19 protein-coding genes are annotated in these 18,644 nt (G+C 59.7%); all 19 read left to right on the forward strand.

Annotated elements, in window-relative coordinates:
- Positions 1-17 precede the first annotated feature (17 nt).
- Positions 18-368, forward strand: coding sequence for a flagellar protein FlaG (locus QFX16_RS08345; RefSeq protein ID WP_283183553.1), 351 nt, complete (start codon positions 18-20; stop codon positions 366-368).
- A gap of 81 nt (positions 369-449) precedes the next feature.
- Positions 450-1,835 carry a flagellar filament capping protein FliD gene (gene fliD, locus QFX16_RS08350; RefSeq protein WP_283183554.1) on the forward strand — a complete coding sequence of 462 codons (1,386 nt, stop codon included), beginning with the start codon at positions 450-452 and terminating at the stop codon, positions 1,833-1,835.
- Between the two features lie 155 nt (positions 1,836-1,990).
- Positions 1,991-2,380 (forward strand): flagellar export chaperone FliS, encoded by a 390-nt coding sequence (gene fliS / locus QFX16_RS08355; RefSeq protein ID WP_283183555.1) that lies wholly within the window; start codon positions 1,991-1,993, stop codon positions 2,378-2,380.
- 24 nt (positions 2,381-2,404) lie between these two features.
- The gene (gene fliT / locus QFX16_RS08360; protein WP_283183556.1) at positions 2,405-2,701 is read left to right on the forward strand and encodes a flagellar protein FliT; all 297 of its coding nucleotides are present in this window, start codon (positions 2,405-2,407) and stop codon (positions 2,699-2,701) included.
- Positions 2,702-2,875: 174 nt separating this feature from the next.
- On the forward strand, positions 2,876-4,351 hold the full coding sequence (locus QFX16_RS08365) for a sigma-54 dependent transcriptional regulator (protein ID WP_283183557.1): 1,476 nt from the start codon (positions 2,876-2,878) through the stop codon (positions 4,349-4,351).
- Between the two features lie 128 nt (positions 4,352-4,479).
- On the forward strand, positions 4,480-5,685 hold the full coding sequence (locus QFX16_RS08370) for a sensor histidine kinase (protein ID WP_283184535.1): 1,206 nt from the start codon (positions 4,480-4,482) through the stop codon (positions 5,683-5,685).
- Positions 5,686-5,690: 5 nt separating this feature from the next.
- Complete coding sequence (locus tag QFX16_RS08375; RefSeq protein ID WP_283183558.1) at positions 5,691-7,076, forward strand: sigma-54-dependent transcriptional regulator; 1,386 nt, start codon at positions 5,691-5,693, stop codon at positions 7,074-7,076.
- 146 nt (positions 7,077-7,222) lie between these two features.
- On the forward strand, positions 7,223-7,552 hold the full coding sequence (fliE, locus tag QFX16_RS08380; protein ID WP_283183559.1) for a flagellar hook-basal body complex protein FliE: 330 nt from the start codon (positions 7,223-7,225) through the stop codon (positions 7,550-7,552).
- Positions 7,553-7,566: 14 nt separating this feature from the next.
- Positions 7,567-9,354, forward strand: coding sequence for a flagellar basal-body MS-ring/collar protein FliF (gene fliF, locus QFX16_RS08385; RefSeq protein WP_283183560.1), 1,788 nt, complete (start codon positions 7,567-7,569; stop codon positions 9,352-9,354).
- Entirely contained in the window at positions 9,347-10,366 is a 1,020-nt protein-coding gene (gene fliG, locus QFX16_RS08390; protein ID WP_282377484.1) for a flagellar motor switch protein FliG, read from the forward strand. The genes fliF and fliG overlap by 8 nt, the downstream gene beginning before the upstream one ends.
- A gap of 7 nt (positions 10,367-10,373) precedes the next feature.
- Positions 10,374-11,183, forward strand: coding sequence for a flagellar assembly protein FliH (fliH, locus tag QFX16_RS08395; protein ID WP_283183561.1), 810 nt, complete (start codon positions 10,374-10,376; stop codon positions 11,181-11,183).
- The gene (fliI, locus tag QFX16_RS08400; RefSeq protein WP_046046383.1) at positions 11,173-12,531 is read left to right on the forward strand and encodes a flagellar protein export ATPase FliI; all 1,359 of its coding nucleotides are present in this window, start codon (positions 11,173-11,175) and stop codon (positions 12,529-12,531) included. The genes fliH and fliI overlap by 11 nt, the downstream gene beginning before the upstream one ends.
- A 6-nt stretch (positions 12,532-12,537) precedes the next feature.
- The gene (gene fliJ / locus QFX16_RS08405) at positions 12,538-12,987 is read left to right on the forward strand and encodes a flagellar export protein FliJ (protein ID WP_033055981.1); all 450 of its coding nucleotides are present in this window, start codon (positions 12,538-12,540) and stop codon (positions 12,985-12,987) included.
- A 96-nt stretch (positions 12,988-13,083) separates the two neighbouring features.
- Positions 13,084-13,389: an STAS domain-containing protein gene (locus QFX16_RS08410; protein ID WP_283183562.1), complete on the forward strand. Its 306-nt coding sequence runs from the start codon at positions 13,084-13,086 to the stop codon at positions 13,387-13,389.
- Positions 13,390-13,394: 5 nt separating this feature from the next.
- Positions 13,395-15,101, forward strand: a complete 1,707-nt coding sequence (locus QFX16_RS08415) for an ATP-binding SpoIIE family protein phosphatase (RefSeq protein WP_283183563.1) — start codon at positions 13,395-13,397, stop codon at positions 15,099-15,101.
- A 30-nt stretch (positions 15,102-15,131) separates the two neighbouring features.
- Positions 15,132-15,500 (forward strand): Hpt domain-containing protein, encoded by a 369-nt coding sequence (locus QFX16_RS08420; RefSeq protein ID WP_283183564.1) that lies wholly within the window; start codon positions 15,132-15,134, stop codon positions 15,498-15,500.
- An 83-nt stretch (positions 15,501-15,583) separates the two neighbouring features.
- Positions 15,584-16,954 carry a flagellar hook-length control protein FliK gene (locus QFX16_RS08425; protein WP_283183565.1) on the forward strand — a complete coding sequence of 457 codons (1,371 nt, stop codon included), beginning with the start codon at positions 15,584-15,586 and terminating at the stop codon, positions 16,952-16,954.
- 205 nt (positions 16,955-17,159) lie between these two features.
- Positions 17,160-17,660, forward strand: a complete 501-nt coding sequence (gene fliL / locus QFX16_RS08430) for a flagellar basal body-associated protein FliL (protein ID WP_033055987.1) — start codon at positions 17,160-17,162, stop codon at positions 17,658-17,660.
- Positions 17,661-17,669: 9 nt separating this feature from the next.
- A complete protein-coding gene (gene fliM, locus QFX16_RS08435; protein ID WP_008024584.1) occupies positions 17,670-18,638 on the forward strand; it encodes a flagellar motor switch protein FliM in 969 nt (322 codons plus the stop codon).
- The last annotated feature ends 6 nt before the right edge of the window (positions 18,639-18,644 follow it).

Genomic DNA, 18,644 nt, shown 5'->3' on the forward strand with positions numbered 1-18,644 from the left:
TGATGAGGAGATTTAGCATGGACATGAGCGTCAAGTTAAACCTGTCCTATCCGGCCGTTGCTCCCCAGAGTGTCGCGCCGACTGTTACCGCTAAACAGGATCAACCCAAGGTTGAAGCCGTTGCGTCTGTGGGCTCCGAGCCCAAGCGTGATGACCTGGAGAAAGCTGTGACCGATATTCAGGAATTCGTCCAGGCTGCCCAGCGCAAACTGGATTTTTCCATTGATGATTCCTCCGGCCGGGTCGTGGTCAAGGTCATTGCCACTGAAACCGGTGACGTGATTCGCCAGATCCCTTCGGAAACTGCATTGAAACTGGCACAAAGCCTGTCGGACGCCAGTAGTTTGTTGTTTGACGACAAAGTCTGAACTGGCATGAATTTTGTTGCTGTCGCTGTTTAAGACGCGCTTAGTCAAGAAAACGGCAGCCACTGGATAAGGAGAGAGATGATGGCGGGTACAACGGTTAGCGGTATTGGTTCGAACATCGATACCCAGTCGATCGTGAAGTCTTTGGTGGACGCGGAAAGAGCGCCCAAGCAAACGCAGATCAACAATCAGACGCTGAAAGCAACCACCTCGCTGTCGTCCATCGGTAAAATTCAGGCGGCGCTGGAAGCCTTCCGCAGTGCGTTGGAGAACATGAAAACTGCCTCCAGTTTCAGCGGATTGAGCGGGTCGTCGTCCGATGAGAAGGTGGCCACCGTTACCACCGGCACTGGCGCGGCGGCTGGCAGTTTCTCGCTGCTGGTTACCAAGCTGGCAACTGCGTCGAAGATTTCCACCCAGGTTTATGCCGGCGGTGCATCTACGGTGGTCAACGCCGGTTCGGTGCCGACCACGCTGAGCATCAAGCAGGGCAGCGATACCTTCGATGTTAGCATTCCCGCCGGCGCGACGTTGCAGCAAGTCCGCGACTCGATCAACTCGCAGTACGCCAACAAGGGCTTGAGTGCCAACATCCTGACCGACGCCAGTGGCTCTCGTATGGTACTGACCTCGACCACAACCGGTGTTGGTACGGATCTGACGCTGTCGGGTAACTCAGGCCTGCAAACAGGTGTCACCGTCCTTGCTCCTCCGCAGAACGCCGCGTACGTTTTGGATGGTGTGTCGATGATCTCCAAGTCCAATACCATCGCCGATGCCGTGAGCGGGATCACGGTCAAGCTGACTGGTGTGTCGCCGACGCCGTCCGGTGGTGGTGCAGCGACGCCAGCAACCATCACGGTGTCTGCGAGCACAGCGACGTTGAAGTCAGCGGTCAAGGGGTTCGTTGATACCTACAACGCCTTGATCAAGGCATCCAATGCAGAGACTCAGGTCACCACCAATGCCAATGGTTCGGTGACGTCAGGCGCCCTCACTGGCGATGCCTCCCTGCGTTCATTGATGTCGGCGGTGCGTACCGAGCTGAACGCGATGGGCGGGACGGGTCAGTTGAAATCGCTCGCTCAGTTCGGCGTTAAAACCGATCAAAAGACTGGGATGCTCTCCGTCGACGATAAGTTGTTCGACGCCGCGGCCCTTACCAACGCCTCCGACATCAACGGTATCTTTACTGGCGACACCGGTTTGCTGGCGCGCATGAAGTCCGCCACTGATAGCTTTGCCTTGAGCAAGACTGGCGTGTTCGCTGCTCGTTCAGCAACCCTGACCAATAGTCTTAACGATTTGAAGAAGCAGCAGGATTCCCTCGACGCACGCATGACCAGCCTGCAAGCGAGCCTGTCCGCCAAGTACACCGCCATGGACTCACTGGTGGCCAAGCTGCGGGCGCAGAGCAGCAGCATCATGACCACGCTCAATGCGCTGAACAATCCGAAGTCGGACTGATCCGCATCAGGCATAAAAAAACCCAGGCAGTCTGTAATGACAGTGCCTGGGTTTTTTCATTGGTGGTGGGTCTGGGTTAAAGTTATGTATCGCTCAGTCGACATAATGATTAGAGCAATCCCTTTTTCAGTTGTTGTCTGTCACGAGGTAGAAACATGAACCCCATGAGAGCCCTTCGCCAATACCAGAAGGTCAATTCCCACGCCCAGATCTCTGAAGCCAATCCACATCGCCTGGTGCAGTTGCTGATGGAAGGCGGGCTGGATCGCATGGCGCAAGCCAAGGGTGCAATGGAGCGTGGCGACATCGCTCTCAAGGGGTTGATGCTGGGCAAGGCGGTCGACATCGTTATCGGCTTGCGTGACGGTCTGAACCCGGAAAAGACCGAAGACCCGGCGTCGCTGCAGCAACTTGACAACTTGTATGCCTACATGATGACGCGCCTGATGGAGGCCAACCGCGATAACGATGCGGCGATCATCGATGAGGTTTCGGGTTTGCTCGAAACCCTGAAAAGCGGTTGGGATGGTATTGCCAATCAATAGGCCCACGAGCCTGAGGATGACGTCATGAGTCAAGCATTGCAGCGGATTGAAGAAACACGCGAAGCCTTGGTTGACGCCTTGGCCGCGCGTAATTGGGATGCGATCGGCGAATTGGATGTGGCCTGTCGCGAATGCGTCGATGAGGTGCTGAGCGAGGCGCCGATCGATGAAGAAGCGTTGCGGACCAATCTGGAGGGGTTGCTAGAGGTGTACAAGGATTTGTTGACGGCCACGATGGGAGAGCGCCAAGCGATCGTCGACGAGATGTCGCAGATCACCCAAGCGCAGAAGGCGGCAAAGGTTTACCATCTGTTTGGTTGATTAACCGTCAGTTAATACAAACATAGTGCGCCATAAATTTGACTGTGCGCGGTTTTTTGACTTAACTAGTGGCTGGTTGAACATTTCAGGCGTCTACAGGCATCAACGTGTCTGCAAGCGTCTAGCTTGCCCCCTCATTTCGGGCATTGAGTTGACTAGGGAAGTTGCAATTGCATGTGGCGTGAAACCAAAATTCTGCTGATTGATGACGATAGCGTCCGTCGCCGCGACTTGGCCGTGATTTTAAATTTTCTTGGCGAAGAAAATTTACCCTGCGGTAGCCATGACTGGCAGCAGGCTGTCGGCTCATTGTCATCAAGTCGTGAAGTGATCTGTGTCCTCATCGGGACGGTCAATGCACCTGGCGCACTTACGGGCTTGTTAAAGACACTCTCAACCTGGGATGAGTTCCTTCCGGTTTTGTTAATGGGCGATAATTCTTCCGTTGACTTGCCAGAAGACCAGCGTCGCCGAGTGCTTTCGACCCTCGAAATGCCACCCAGCTACAGCAAATTGCTCGACTCCCTGCACCGTGCCCAGGTCTATCGCGAGATGTACGACCAGGCCCGCGAGCGCGGTCGCCATCGCGAACCCAATCTTTTCCGTAGTCTTGTCGGCACCAGCCGGGCGATTCAACACGTCCGTCAGATGATGCAGCAAGTCGCCGACACCGACGCCAGCGTACTGATCCTCGGCGAATCCGGGACTGGCAAGGAAGTGGTTGCGCGCAACCTGCACTATCACTCCAAGCGTCGTGACGCGCCGTTCGTACCGGTCAACTGCGGGGCGATCCCGGCCGAGTTGCTGGAAAGCGAACTGTTTGGCCACGAGAAGGGCGCCTTCACCGGGGCAATCACCAGCCGCGCCGGGCGTTTCGAACTGGCCAATGGCGGCACGCTGTTCCTCGATGAAATCGGCGACATGCCGCTGCCGATGCAGGTCAAGCTGCTGCGCGTTTTGCAGGAACGCACCTTCGAGCGCGTGGGCAGCAACAAGACCCAAAGCGTCGATGTGCGGATCATCGCGGCGACCCACAAGAATCTCGAAAGCATGATCGAGATCGGTACCTTCCGCGAAGACTTGTACTACCGCCTGAACGTGTTCCCGATCGAGATGGCGCCACTGCGCGAGCGTGTCGAAGACATTCCGCTGCTGATGAACGAGTTGATCTCGCGCATGGAGCACGAGAAGCGTGGGTCGATCCGTTTCAATTCCGCGGCGATCATGTCGCTGTGCCGTCACGGCTGGCCGGGCAACGTTCGCGAGCTGGCCAACCTGGTGGAGCGCATGGCGATCATGCATCCTTATGGGGTGATCGGCGTGGTCGAGCTGCCGAAGAAATTCCGTTACGTCGACGATGAGGACGAGCAACTGGTCGACAGCTTGCGCAGCGATCTTGAAGAGCGCGTGGCCATCAACGGTCATACTCCGGACTTCTCTGCCGGCGCCATGCTGCCGCCGGAAGGCCTGGACCTGAAGGACTACCTCGGTGGTCTGGAACAAGGGCTGATTCAGCAGGCGCTGGATGATGCCAATGGCATCGTGGCGCGCGCGGCAGAGCGGCTGCGTATTCGTCGCACCACACTGGTGGAAAAGATGCGCAAGTACGGCATGAGCCGTCGTGATGGAGATGAACAGGCGGATGATTGACGCCTGTTTTTCAAGTCCTTCATTTGTAGGCGGTTTTTTTTAGGCACGGGTATTGCTACATCCCTCGCAACGTTCCGTTTAACTGACGGTCAGCCAAGCGAGAGAGCACGATGCCCCAAGCCGCCCAGATGTCTCCTGTCCCTGACGCTTCGGGACAACCGTCGTCCGTAGAGCAGGCGAGCCGGCTTGGCCTTGAGCAGGCGTTTGCACTGTTCAACCAGATGTCGAGCCAATTGACCGATTCCTACAGCATGCTCGAAGCGCGGGTCACCGAGCTCAAGGGTGAGCTGGCGGTGGTCAGCGCTCAGCGCATGCAGGAATTGGCGGAAAAAGAACGCCTGGCCAACCGGCTGCAAAACCTCCTCGATCTGTTGCCCGGCGGCGTCATCGTCATCGACGCCCAAGGCATCGTGCGCGAAGCCAACCCCGCTGCCTGCGAACTGCTCGGTCTGCCCCTCGAAGGCGAGCTGTGGCGTCATGTCATTGCCCGCTGCTTTGCGCCCCGTGAAGACGATGGTCACGAAATCTCGCTCAAGGACGGTCGGCGTTTGTCGATCTCCACTCGCTCGCTGGATGCCGAGCCCGGTCAGTTGGTGTTGCTCAACGACCTGACTGAAACCCGTCATCTGCAAGATCAGCTGGCCCGCCACGAACGACTCTCGTCCCTCGGTCGAATGGTCGCCTCGCTGGCTCATCAGATTCGTACACCGTTATCCGCCGCCTTGCTCTACGCCAGTCATTTGACTGAGCAAGCGTTGCCGGTCGAGACCCAGCAGCGTTTTGCCGGGCGCTTGAAAGAGCGTCTGCATGAATTGGAGCATCAGGTTCGCGACATGCTGGTGTTTGCGCGCGGCGAGCTGCCGCTGACCGATCGCGTCACGCCCAAAGTGCTGATGCAGTCGCTGCAGGCGGCTGCACTGACCCATGTGCAGGACCTGCCGATTCGCTGGCAGTGCGACAGTCATTCCGGCGAGTTGCTGTGCAATCGCGACACGCTGGTCGGGGCGATCCTGAACCTGATCGAGAACGCCATCCAGGCCAGCGCCGGTGACGTCCGCTTGAAGGTCCACCTCTATACCCGTGACAACAACCTGCGCGTATCTGTCAGTGACAGCGGCAGTGGCATCGACACGAAAGTGCTGGCACGACTCGGCGAGCCGTTTTTTACCACTAAGACCACCGGGACCGGCCTTGGCCTGACCGTGGTCAAGGCAGTGGCGCGTGCCCATCAGGGAGAATTGCAACTGCGCTCGCGGCTGGGGCGCGGCACTTGCGCGCAGGTCATCCTGCCGCTTTTTTTCGATGAAAAGCCCAGCGCTCAGGGAGCGGAGTGAAGGACATGCCAATCAAGGTTTTACTGGTCGAGGACGACCGCGCGCTACGCGAAGCACTGGCGGATACGCTGCTGCTCGCGGGGCACGACTACACGGCCGTAGGCTCGGCAGAAGAAGCGCTGGCGGCGGTCGGTAATGAGGCGTTCAACCTGGTGCTGAGTGACGTCAACATGCCGGGCATGGACGGTCATCAACTGCTCGGATTGCTGCGCACTCGTCAGCCGCAACTGCCGGTGTTGCTGATGACGGCTCACGGCGCCGTAGAGCGGGCAGTCGATGCGATGCGTCAGGGCGCAGCGGATTACCTGGTCAAACCGTTCGAGCCCAAGGCATTGCTCGATCTGGTGGCGCGTCATGCGCTGGGCAGCCTCGGTGCGACCGAGGGCGAGGGGCCTGTAGCGTTCGAGCCGGCCAGTGCGCAATTGCTGGAATTGGCCGCACGGGTGGCGCGCAGTGATTCCACGGTATTGATCTCCGGTGAGTCCGGGACCGGTAAGGAAGTGCTGGCGCGGTACATCCATCAGCACTCCCATCGTGCCAGTCAGCCGTTCATTGCGATCAACTGCGCAGCCATCCCCGACAACATGCTCGAAGCCACGTTGTTTGGTCATGAAAAGGGCTCGTTCACCGGCGCCATCGCGGCGCAGGCCGGCAAGTTCGAACAGGCTGATGGCGGCACGATCCTGCTCGACGAAATTTCGGAAATGCCCCTCGGGCTCCAGGCCAAGTTGCTGCGAGTTTTGCAGGAGCGCGAAGTCGAGCGAGTCGGCTCACGCAAGCCGATCACGCTGGATATTCGAGTCGTGGCAACCACCAACCGTGACCTGGCGGGTGAGGTGGCGGCGGGACGTTTTCGCGAAGACCTTTACTATCGCCTGTCGGTGTTTCCGCTGGCCTGGCGTCCGTTGCGCGAACGTACCGCCGACATCCTGCCGTTGGCTGAGCGTCTTCTGGCCAAGTACGTCAATAAAATGAAGCATGCCGCGGCAAAGCTGTCGCCCGAGGCTCAGGCGTGTCTGATCGGTTATCCATGGCCGGGTAATGTGCGTGAGCTGGATAACGCGATTCAGCGAGCGTTGATCCTGCAGCAGGGCGGATTGATACAGCCTGAGGATTTCTGTCTTGCCGGGCCTGTGGCGTGTGCGCCGTTGCCGGCATTGCCGCCAACGACTGTGCGCGCAGTAGAAGTCGACGCCGAATCGGCGGGCGCCCTCGGCGATGACCTGCGGCGCCGTGAATTCCAGATGATCATTGATACCTTGCGCTCCGAGCGTGGTCGTCGCAAAGAAGCCGCCGAGCGACTGGGCATCAGTCCGCGCACTCTGCGTTACAAGCTGGCGCAGATGCGTGACGCCGGAATGGACGTGGAAGCTTATTTGTTCGCCACCTGATTCGTTAGCAATGCAAAGCCCTGGATGGCTTTTGTTTAGAGCGACCACGGAGCTGGCACCCTTGTTGCTAACACCTCACTGCCCGCCGAGTGAGTGTCAAAAAAATCGCGGGTCGCCAAAGACGTAGCTCGTCAAAGAGAGAGACCATGAGCCAAGGTATTGAATTCAATCGATTGATGCTGGACATGCGCTCCATGCAAATGGATGCCATGTCTGCGTCGAAATCGACTGCCGCTGTTCCTGCAATGGGTGGCAGCAGCTTTTCCGACATGCTCGGTCAGGCCGTCAATAAAGTGAACGACACCCAACAGGCGTCCAGTCAGTTGGCCAGTGCCTTCGAGATCGGCAAGAGCGGCGTCGACCTGACGGACGTGATGATTTCCTCGCAGAAGGCCAGCGTGTCTTTTCAGGCGTTGACCCAAGTGCGCAACAAACTGGTTCAGGCATATCAAGACATCATGCAGATGCCGGTTTAAGGACGAATTGAGTCATGGCAGAAGCAGTCGCCGATAATGTTCCGGCCAAGGCCACTCCAATAGACGGCAAACCGCCGCTGTTCGGGTTGTCCTTCCTGGAAAACCTCTCCGAGATGACCATGTTGCGTCAGGTAGGCCTGTTGGTCGGCCTGGCTGCGAGCGTGGCGATTGGCTTTGCCGTGGTGTTGTGGTCCCAGCAGCCGGACTACCGGCCTCTGTACGGCAGCCTTGCCGGTATGGACGCCAAACAGGTCATGGATACCCTGGCCGCAGCCGACATTCCCTATACCGTTGAACCGAACTCCGGTGCTTTGCTGGTCAAGGCCGATGATCTGTCCCGTGCGCGAATCAAACTCGCGGGCGCTGGTGTCACTCCCACCGATGGCAACATCGGTTTTGAAATTCTCGACAAGGACCAGGGCCTGGGCACCAGCCAGTTCATGGAAGCGACCCGTTATCGTCGCGGTCTCGAAGGCGAACTGGCTCGCACCATTTCCAGCCTGAACAACGTCAAGGGTGCCCGCGTGCACCTGGCGATTCCGAAAAGCTCGGTGTTCGTGCGTGATGAACGCAAGCCAAGCGCTTCGGTACTGGTTGAGCTGTATTCCGGCCGTTCGCTGGAGCCGGGTCAGGTGGTGGCGATCATCAATCTGGTCGCGACCAGCGTTCCCGAGCTCAGCAAATCCCAGATCACCGTGGTCGACCAGAAGGGCAACCTGCTGTCGGATCAGGCGGAAAATTCCGAACTGACCATGGCCGGCAAGCAATTCGATTACAGCCGTCGCATGGAAAGCATGCTGACTCAGCGCGTGCACAACATTCTGCAACCGGTGCTGGGCAACGATCGCTATAAAGCCGAAGTCTCGGCCGATGTGGATTTCAGTGCCGTCGAGTCGACCTCCGAGCAGTTCAACCCGGACCAACCTGCGTTGCGCAGCGAGCAGTCGGTCAACGAACAACGTACCGCCAGCAATGGTCCGCAAGGTGTGCCGGGTGCTTTGAGCAACCAGCCACCAGCGCCAGCCTCTGCGCCGCAAACCACCGGTGGCGCTACCGCGTCGGCCGGCATGGTGCAGCCAGGCCAGCCACTGCTGGATGCCAATGGTCAGCAAATCATGGACCCGGCCACCGGCCAGCCTATGCTTGCACCGTACCCGGCGGACAAGCGTCAACAATCCACCAAGAACTTCGAGCTTGACCGTTCCATCAGCCACACCAAACAACAGCAGGGCCGCTTGAATCGCCTCTCGGTGTCGGTGGTGGTGGATGACCAGGTCAAGATCAACGCGGCCAACGGTGAAACCACCCGTGCGCCGTGGACCGCCGATGAATTGGCGCGCTTCACTCGCCTGGTACAGGACGCCGTCGGCTTCGACGCCAGCCGTGGCGACAGCGTCAGCGTGATCAACATGCCGTTCTCCGCCGAGCGCGGTGAAGTGATTGCCGAAATTCCGTTCTACTCCCAGCCGTGGTTCTGGGACATCGTCAAGCAAGTGCTGGGTGTCTTGTTCATCCTGGTGCTGGTGTTCGGTGTGCTGCGTCCGGTGCTCAACAACATCACCGGTGGCGGCAAAGACAAGCAGTTTGCAGGCTTGGGTAGCGACGTCGAGTTGGGTGGCATGGGCGGCCTGGACGGCGAACTGGCCAACGACCGCGTCAGTCTCGGTGGCCCGACCAGCATTCTGCTGCCGAGCCCGAGCGAAGGCTATGACGCACAGTTGAATGCAATCAAGAGTCTGGTGGCAGAAGATCCGGGTCGCGTGGCCCAGGTCGTGAAAGAGTGGATTAACGCAGATGAGTGATAACCGAGCCGTTGCCGCCAAACTGTCCAAGGTCGACAAAGCCGCGATTCTGCTGCTGTCCCTGGGATCTACCGACGCCGCCCAAGTGCTGCGCCACATGGGGCCTAAAGAGGTCCAGCGTGTGGGTGTGGCCATGGCCCAGATGGGTAACGTGCACCGCGAGCAGGTCGAGCAGGTGATGAGCGAGTTCGTCGACATCGTCGGCGACCAGACCAGCCTCGGCGTCGGCTCCGATGACTACGTGCGCAAAATGCTCACGCAGGCCTTGGGCGAAGACAAGGCCAACGGCCTGATCGACCGGATCCTGCTGGGCGGCAACACCAGCGGCCTCGACAGCCTGAAGTGGATGGAACCGCGCGCCGTCGCCGACGTGATCCGTTACGAGCACCCGCAGATCCAGGCGATCGTGGTGGCGTATCTCGATCCGGATCAGGCGGGCGAAGTGCTGGGCAACTTCGACCACAAGGTGCGTCTGGACATCATTCTGCGAGTCTCCTCGCTGAACACTGTGCAGCCAGCGGCCCTGAAAGAACTCAACCAGATTCTCGAGAAGCAGTTCTCCGGCAACTCGAATGCCGCGCGCACCACCTTGGGTGGCATCAAGCGTGCGGCAGATATCATGAACTTCCTCGACAGCTCGATCGAAGGTCAGCTGATGGACTCGATTCGCGAAGTCGACGAAGACCTGTCCGGTCAGATCGAAGACCTCATGTTCGTGTTCAACAACCTGTCCGATGTCGACGATCGCGGTATTCAGGCCCTGCTCCGCGAGGTGTCCTCCGACGTGTTGGTGCTGGCCCTCAAGGGTTCGGACGAAGGCGTCAAAGAGAAGATCTTCAAGAACATGTCCAAACGGGCGGCCGAACTGTTGCGCGACGACCTCGAGGCCAAAGGCCCGGTGCGCGTCAGCGACGTGGAAACCGCGCAGAAAGAAATCCTCACCATTGCCCGCCGTATGGCCGAAGCCGGAGAAATCGTTCTCGGCGGGAAGGGCGGCGAAGAGATGATCTAAGGTCACTATGTCGTCCAAACATGATGAGTCCAACACCGACCTGATCCGTGGCAAGGACGTCGGTGGTTTCGATGTCTGGTCGCTGCCCAGTTTCGATCCGTTCGTGCCGGAACCCGAGCCGGAACCTGAGCCCGAGCCGCCGGAAATGGAAGAGGTGCCACTGGATGAAGTCCAGCCACTGACCCTCGAAGAACTCGAAAGCATTCGCCAGGAGGCCTACAACGAAGGCTTCGCCACGGGCGAAAAAGAAGGTTTCCATAGCACCACGCTCAAGGTCCGTCAGGAAGCGGAGGTGGCCCTGGCCGCCAAGATTGCCGCTCTGGAGCAATTGATGGGGCATTTGTTCGAGCCTATCGCCGAGCAGGATACCTTGATCGAAAAGTCCCTGGTCGACCTGGTGCAGCACATCACCAAACAGGTGATTCAGCGCGAACTGGCCATCGACTCGACGCAGATCGAACACGTCATGCGTGAAGCCCTCAAGCTCTTGCCGCTGGGCGTGGGCAATGTGCGGCTGTACATCAATCCGCAAGACTTCGAGCAGGTCAAAGCCCTGCGCGAACGCCATGAAGAAACCTGGCGCATCGTCGAGGACGAGGCGTTGTTGCCCGGCGGTTGCCGGGTCGAGACTGAACACAGTCGCATCGATGCCACGGTCGAAACCCGCGTTGCGCGGGTCATGGACAAGCTCTTCGATCAGTTGCACGAACAGGCCTTGCACCCGGCCGAACCGGATCTGAGCCTGGAGCTGCCGATCAGCGACAAGCCAGCGGTCGCGCCGGTCGAACCCGAACTGGACGATCCCGATGCGCCTTGATCGCACTAGCTTCGCCAAGCGCCTCGGCAGCTATGCCGAGGCCACGGAGCTGGAAGGCGCGCCGATCCTTGAAGGCCGCTTGCTGCGCATGGTCGGCCTGACCCTCGAGGCCGAGGGCTTGCGCGCCGCCATGGGCAGCCGCTGCATGGTCATCAATGACGACAGTTATCACCCGGTGCAGGTCGAAGCCGAAGTCATGGGCTTCTCCGGCAGCAAGGTGTTTCTGATGCCGGTCGGCAGCGTTGCCGGCATCGCTCCCGGTGCCCGTGTGGTTCCTCTGGCTGATACCGGCCGTCTGCCGATGGGCATGAGCATGCTCGGGCGGGTGCTCGATGGCGCCGGTCGCGCGCTGGACGGCAAGGGTGGGATGAAGGCCGAAGACTGGGTGCCGATGGACGGCCCGACCATCAACCCGCTCAAGCGCGAACCGATCAGCGAGCCGCTGGACGTGGGCATTCGCAGCATCAACGGTTTGTTGACGGTCGGTCGCGGTCAGCGTCTTGGCCTGTTCGCCGGTACGGGTGTGGGCAAGAGTGTGCTGCTGGGCATGATGACCCGCTTCACCGAGGCCGACATCATCGTCGTCGGGCTGATCGGTGAGCGGGGTCGTGAAGTTAAAGAATTCATCGAGCATATCCTCGGTGAAGAAGGCCTCAAGCGTTCGGTCGTGGTGGCGTCCCCGGCGGACGATGCGCCGCTGATGCGTCTGCGCGCTGCGATGTACTGCACGCGAATCGCCGAGTATTTCCGCGACAAGGGCAAGAACGTCCTGTTACTCATGGACTCCCTGACCCGTTTCGCCCAAGCCCAGCGGGAAATCGCCCTGGCCATCGGCGAGCCGCCGGCGACCAAGGGTTATCCGCCATCGGTGTTCGCCAAACTACCGAAACTGGTGGAGCGGGCCGGTAACGCGGAGAAGGGCGGCGGTTCGATCACCGCGTTCTACACCGTTTTGTCCGAAGGCGATGACCAACAGGACCCGATTGCCGACGCCGCGCGAGGCGTGCTCGACGGGCACATCGTGCTGTCCCGGCGCCTGGCCGAGGAAGGTCATTACCCGGCCATCGATATCGAAGCGTCCATCAGCCGGGTCATGCCGTCGGTGGTTACGCCGGAACACATGATGCGCGCCCAGTATTTCAAGCAACTGTGGTCGCGGTATCAGCAGAGTCGTGACTTGATCAGCGTCGGCGCCTATGTGGCCGGTGGTGATCGGGAAACCGACCTGGCGATCTCCCTGCAACCGCAGCTGGTGAAATACCTGCGCCAGGGCCTCAACGACAGCATCAGCCTGGGCGAAAGCGAAGCCTACCTCGGCACGATTTTCGCTCCCGCGGCCGGCGGCTAACCGGCCATGGCCCAGAGCCGAGCATCGCGCCTGGCCCCCGTGGTCGAAATGGCCGAAAAGGCCGAGAAAACCGCGGTCCTGCGTCTGGGGCACTTTCAGGGGCAAGTCCGTCTGGCCGAAAGCAAGCTCGCCGACCTCGAAGCCTTTCGTCTCGATTACCAGGAACAATGGATCGTGCGCGGCAGCAGTGGCGTGTCGGGCCAATGGCTGCTGGGTTATCAAGGCTTCCTGGCGCAACTGGGGACCGCCATCGACCAGCAGCGGCAAAGCCTGGTATGGCATCAAAACAACCTGAACAAGGCGCGGGAATCCTGGCAACAGGCGTTTGCCCGGGTCGAAGGCTTGCGCAAACTGGTGTTGCGCTACATGGATGAGGCGCGGCGGCTGGAAGACCGGCGTGAGCAAAAGCTGCTGGATGAGTTGTCCCAGCGGTTGCCGCGCCAGGATCCGTATTGATCAGGCAGGGTTCAACCGTTTTCCCGCCTTGCTCCAGCCCCAGCCAAGTGCTAAACCTTGTACACGTACGTTCACCAATGACAAGGAAGCCGTTCAATGTCAGTCGTTACAGAAGTATCCCAAGATGGTCAAAAGCTGACGATATCGATCAGGGGACGATTCGATTTCGCCAAGCATCAGGAGTTTCGCGAGTCCTACGAGAATCGTGAGCCGAAACCCGAATCCTTCGAAGTGAACCTGAAAGACGCTACCTACCTCGACAGTTCAGCGCTCGGCATGCTGTTGCTATTGCGTGATCACGCTGGCGGCGAGAATGCCGAGATCACGTTGACCAACGCTAACGCAGATGTGCGCAAGATCCTCGCCATCTCCAACTTCGAACAAATCTTCGACGTGGCGTGACCGCCATGCAACCCTTGTTCGAACCGCTGACGATCCTGATCGCCGAAGACAGCGCGGCCGATCGCATGCTGCTGTCGACCATCGTTCGTCGCCAGGGGCATGAGGTGCTGACGGCCGCCAACGGTGCCGAAGCCGTTGACGCGTTTCGCCAGCAACGACCGCAACTGGTGCTCATGGACGCAATGATGCCGGTGATGGACGGTTTCGAGGCGGCGCGGCAGATCAAGGTATTGGCAGGGGAAACCCTGGTGCCGATCATCTTCCTCACCTCGCTGACCGAAAGCGAAGCGCTGGCCCGCTGTCTGGAGGCCGGGGGCGACGACTTTCTGGCAAAACCCTACAACCAGGTGATCCTCGCCGCCAAGATCAAGGCGATGGACCGCTTGCGGCGGTTGCAGGCCACGGTGTTGCAGCAGCGCGACCAGATCGCCAGGCACCACGACTACCTGCTCAACGAGCAGCGGGTGGCCAAAGCCGTGTTCGACAAGGTGGCCCACTCCGGCTGCCTGAGTGCACCGAATATTCGCTACCTGCAATCGCCCTATGCGTTGTTCAACGGCGATCTGCTGCTGGCCGCGTTTACCCCGGCCGGCGACATGCACGTGCTGCTCGGCGATTTTACCGGTCATGGTTTGCCGGCCGCGGTCGGTGCCATGCCCTTGGCCGAAGTTTTCTATGGCATGACCGCCAAGGGTTACGGCCTGTCCGAAACCCTGCGCGAGATGAATGCCAAGCTCAAGCGCATCCTGCCGGTGGACATGTTCTGTTGTGCAACGCTGCTGTGCCTGAGTTTTCAGCGACGCTCGGTGGAGGTCTGGAATGGCGGGATGCCGGACGGTTATCTGCACAGCATCGTCAGCGGAGAGCGAACGCCGCTGACGGCTCGGCATTTGCCGCTCGGCGTGCTGAGCCCGCAATCCTTTGATGACCGCACCGAGGTGTTTCCGATGGCGGTCGGGGATCGGGTCTTCCTGTTGTCCGACGGGGTGATCGATACCTGCGATGCCAACGAACAGTTGTTTGGTGTGGAGCGATTGCAGCAGGTGTTTGCGGCCAATCGTCAGCCTGATGAGTTGTTCGAAGAGATCGAGCAGGCGTTGCGGGACTTTCGCGGCGAGGCCCGCGATGACGTGAGCATGGTCGAGGTCAGTCTGCTGGAGGCCGCACAGCTGAGCCCGCCGGCGCTGGTGTATTCCGACAGTGGTCAGTCCTGCCCGCTGGACTGGTCAGTGAGTTTCGAATTTCGCGCCGCCACGCTCAAACGCTTCAATCCGCTGCCGTATCTTCTGCAATTGCTGCTTGAGGTCCACGGTCTGCGGGCTCAGAGCGGAGCGCTCTACAGTGTGCTGGCCGAACTGTATTCCAATGCCCTGGAGCATGGAGTGCTGGGGCTGGATTCGGCGCTCAAGCGCGATGCCTCGGGTTTTACCCGCTATTATCAACAACGCAATACACGCTTGGACGAGTTGCAGGACGGCTTCGTGCGGGTGCATTTGCAGGTGACACCCAAGGGCGAGGGCGGGTGCCTGACTGTTCGGGTTGAAGACAGCGGCAAGGGTTTCGATGTTGCGCGGGTGATGGAGCGGCCCGTCGATGGTGTCCGTCTGTCGGGACGTGGCGTCAGTCTGATCCGTCAGCTGGGCCACAATGCGAGTTGGTCCGACGATGGTCGAAGTGCCCGCGTGGAATTTTTCTGGGAGGCTCTGGCATAATCCACGCATTCTTGATCAAGGAGTGAGCAAGTGGCTGACACACACCTGGACCGCGACGTGCTGAACGCGTTGCAAGAGGTCATGGAGGATGAGTATCCGACGTTGCTGGATACCTTTCTCGCCGATTCCGAAGAGCGCTTGCGCGTCTTGCGAGAAGCTGAAGATGCCGCGCAACTCATGAATGCAGCCCATAGTTTCAAGGGCAGCAGCAGCAACATGGGCGCCATTCGCCTGGCTGAGTTGTGCCATGAGCTGGAGCAACGCGCCAAGCAAAAAAGCCTCGCTGGCATCGAAAAGCTGATCGGGGAAATTGACAGCGAATTCGCCATCGTGCGACCGCTCTATGAAGCGGAGCGTCAGCGTTCCCTCTCTGCCAATGAGACCGTCCGGCGCTTTTAGCGCCTGTCGCTCAAACCTGGCGCGACCTTTGCAATAATCTCCGTCAACTGTACCTACGATCCCAGTGCGGCGGAGACCGTTCCATGCCCGTTACCCCCAATATACTTCTTCAGGCCGCCGCGCAGGCCAAGACTCAAGCCGCTTCCGCCAATACACCGGCGCCGGCCGCTGAGCCTGGGGACAAGGCGTCCAGCTTCGCTCAGGTCTACGCCAATCAAGCCCGGAACAAACCCTCTGCAATGGGTGATGAATCGGCCAAGCCGATACGCGATAAAACGCCGGACAGCCCCGGCAAAAAGGACGTCAGCAACGACAAGTCTGCCGCCCCGGAACCTGCGGTTGCCGATAGCGGCAAATCCTTGCCCGCCGATAAACCGGCGCAGGCTGACGACAAGGCTGCCAGCGATGATGCGTCGGAGGCTGCCGAAACGCCGGTAGTCGACACCGCGCCGGTTGATCCAGCCCTCGATCCTTCGTTACTGCCACCGTTGCAGGCAGTGGTGGCAACCCCTGTTCCGCAAGCCCCTCCAGTGGTCGCCACCGTGGCGCCGCAGGTCGAAGCGCCAGTTGCTGCGGCAGTGACGGCGGCGCCAGTTGCTGCTGCAACGGCGGATAGCGATTTCGATCCCGAAGCGGATCCTCTCGATGCATTGCCGGCCGTGCGTATGGCCATGGAGCAGGGCGGCCATATTTCGGCTGCGAGTCAGGCCCAGCCCAAAGCGGCACCGACCTCGGCAGAGGCCCAGGCAGACGGCGAGTCAACCTCGGCGCAGACCTTTGCCGCAGGCATGGCGAGCATGCTCAATGTGCAAGCCGACAAGGACAGCACCGGCCAGGGCGGCGACAAGGCCTTCAGTGGTCTTGTCGATGACGGTCTCAAGGACCTGAAGTCCGCGAGTAGCGATACCCGGGTCGACGATTTCGCCAACCGTCTGGCGGCACTGACCCAGGCGGCCACGCCAAAAACCGCCAACGCATTGCCGGTGAATCAACCGATCGCCATGCATCAGAGCGGCTGGACCGAAGAAGTAGTGAACCGGGTCATGTACCTGTCCAGTGCCAATCTCAAGGCCGCCGACATCCAGTTGCAACCGGCTGAACTGGGGCGGCTGGACATTCGGGTGAACATGGTTCCGGATCAGCAGACCCAAGTGACGTTCATGAGCGCCCATCCAAGCGTTCGCGAAGCGCTGGACGGGCAGATGCATCGCTTGCGTGACATGTTTGCGCAGCAGGGCATGGGCCAGGTTGACGTCAATGTGTCTGACCAGTCCCGTGGCTGGCAGGGCCAAGGGCAGGAACAGGCTCAGCAGGGCCAAAGCCAGGGGGGACGCACCAACGCCAGCGGTGGTCGTCTCGATTCCATGGACGAAGAGCTTGCGCCAACAGCTGCCGAAGTAGCGGCCAGCACCACCAGCGTCATTGGCTCCAGCGCCGTCGATTATTACGCCTGATAATTCGCGGCGCCCCCTAAAAGATCGCAGCCTTCGGCAGCTCCTTGGATGTACACATTCCAATGGAGCTGCCGGAGGCTGCGATCTTTTGATTTTCGGCCACGGTCGACTGTCCTTCCAGTTTTCCCTCAGACATTTCTGGCATAACACTTGCTCTTGCCTTGGCGTGCGACTGTGAAAACCCGAATAGTGACGGATTATTGGCATGGCGAAGAGCGAAGCAGCAGTAAAAGACCCCGCAACCAAAGGCAAACTCAAGCTGATCATTGTGATCGTGGTGGCCCTGCTACTGGCGATCGGTTTGTCCGTGGGAGCGACCTGGTTCTTCATGCACAGCGCCCAGAGCAAGCCTGCCGCTGCGGCTGAAACCGCCCCGGTCGGCAAGCAGCCAGCGATTTTCGAGCCCATGGCTCCAGCCTTCGTGGCCAACTACAACCAGAACGGCCGTCAGCGCTACATGCAGGTGAGCATTACCATGCAGGGTCGCAATCAGGCCGATCTGGAAGCGCTCAAAGTCCACATGCCCGTCATCCGCAATAACCTGGTCATGCTGTTCTCCGGGCAGGACTTCGCCACCCTGGCGTCGCCGGTCGGCCAGGAAATGTTGCGTCAGAAAGCCACGGCCAGCGTCCAGGAAGTGGCGCAGAAAGAACTCGGCAAAGTGGTCATCGAACAGTTGCTTTTCACTAATTTCGTACTGCAGTAGGAACACGACATGGCCGTGCAGGACCTGCTGTCCCAGGATGAGATCGATGCGCTGTTGCATGGTGTCGACGATGGTCTGGTACAGACCGATACCGCTGCTGAACCCGGCAGTGTCAAAAGCTACGACCTGACCAGCCAGGATCGCATCGTCCGTGGACGCATGCCGACCCTGGAAATGATCAACGAGCGTTTCGCCCGTTACACCCGCATCAGCATGTTCAACATGCTGCGCCGCTCGGCGGACGTTGCCGTCGGTGGCGTGCAGGTGATGAAGTTCGGCGAATACGTGCACTCGCTTTACGTGCCGACCAGCCTCAACCTGGTCAAGATCAAACCGTTGCGCGGCACCGCACTGTTCATCCTCGACGCCAAACTGGTGTTCAAACTGGTGGACAACTTCTTCGGCGGCGACGGCCGTCACGCGAAGATCGAAGGGCGTGAATTCACCCCTACTGAACTGCGTGTGGTGCGCATGGTGCTGGAACAGGCCTTCGTCGATTTGAAGGAAGCCTGGCAGGCGATCATGGAAGTGAACTTCGAGTACATCAACTCGGAAGTGAACCCGGCCATGGCCAATATCGTCGGCCCGAGCGAAGCGATTGTGGTGTCGACCTTCCACATCGAACTCGATGGCGGTGGCGGCGACCTGCACGTGACCATGCCGTACTCGATGATCGAACCTGTACGCGAAATGCTCGACGCCGGCTTCCAGTCGGACCTCGACGATCAGGACGAACGCTGGGTCAACGCCTTGCGCCAGGACGTGCTGGACGTTGACGTACCGATCGGTGCCACGGTTGCCCGTCGCCAGTTGCGCCTGCGGGACATTTTGCACATGCAGCCGGGAGACATTATCCCGGTCGAGATGCCGGAAGAGATGATCATGCGCGCCAACGGCGTGCCTGCGTTCAAGGTCAAGATGGGGTCGCACAAAGGCAACCTCGCGTTGCAAGTGATCGAGCCGATCGAGCGCCGCTAACCGGCG

The sequence above is a fragment of the Pseudomonas svalbardensis genome, assembly GCF_030053115.1.
GTDB lineage: Bacteria > Pseudomonadota > Gammaproteobacteria > Pseudomonadales > Pseudomonadaceae > Aquipseudomonas > Aquipseudomonas svalbardensis.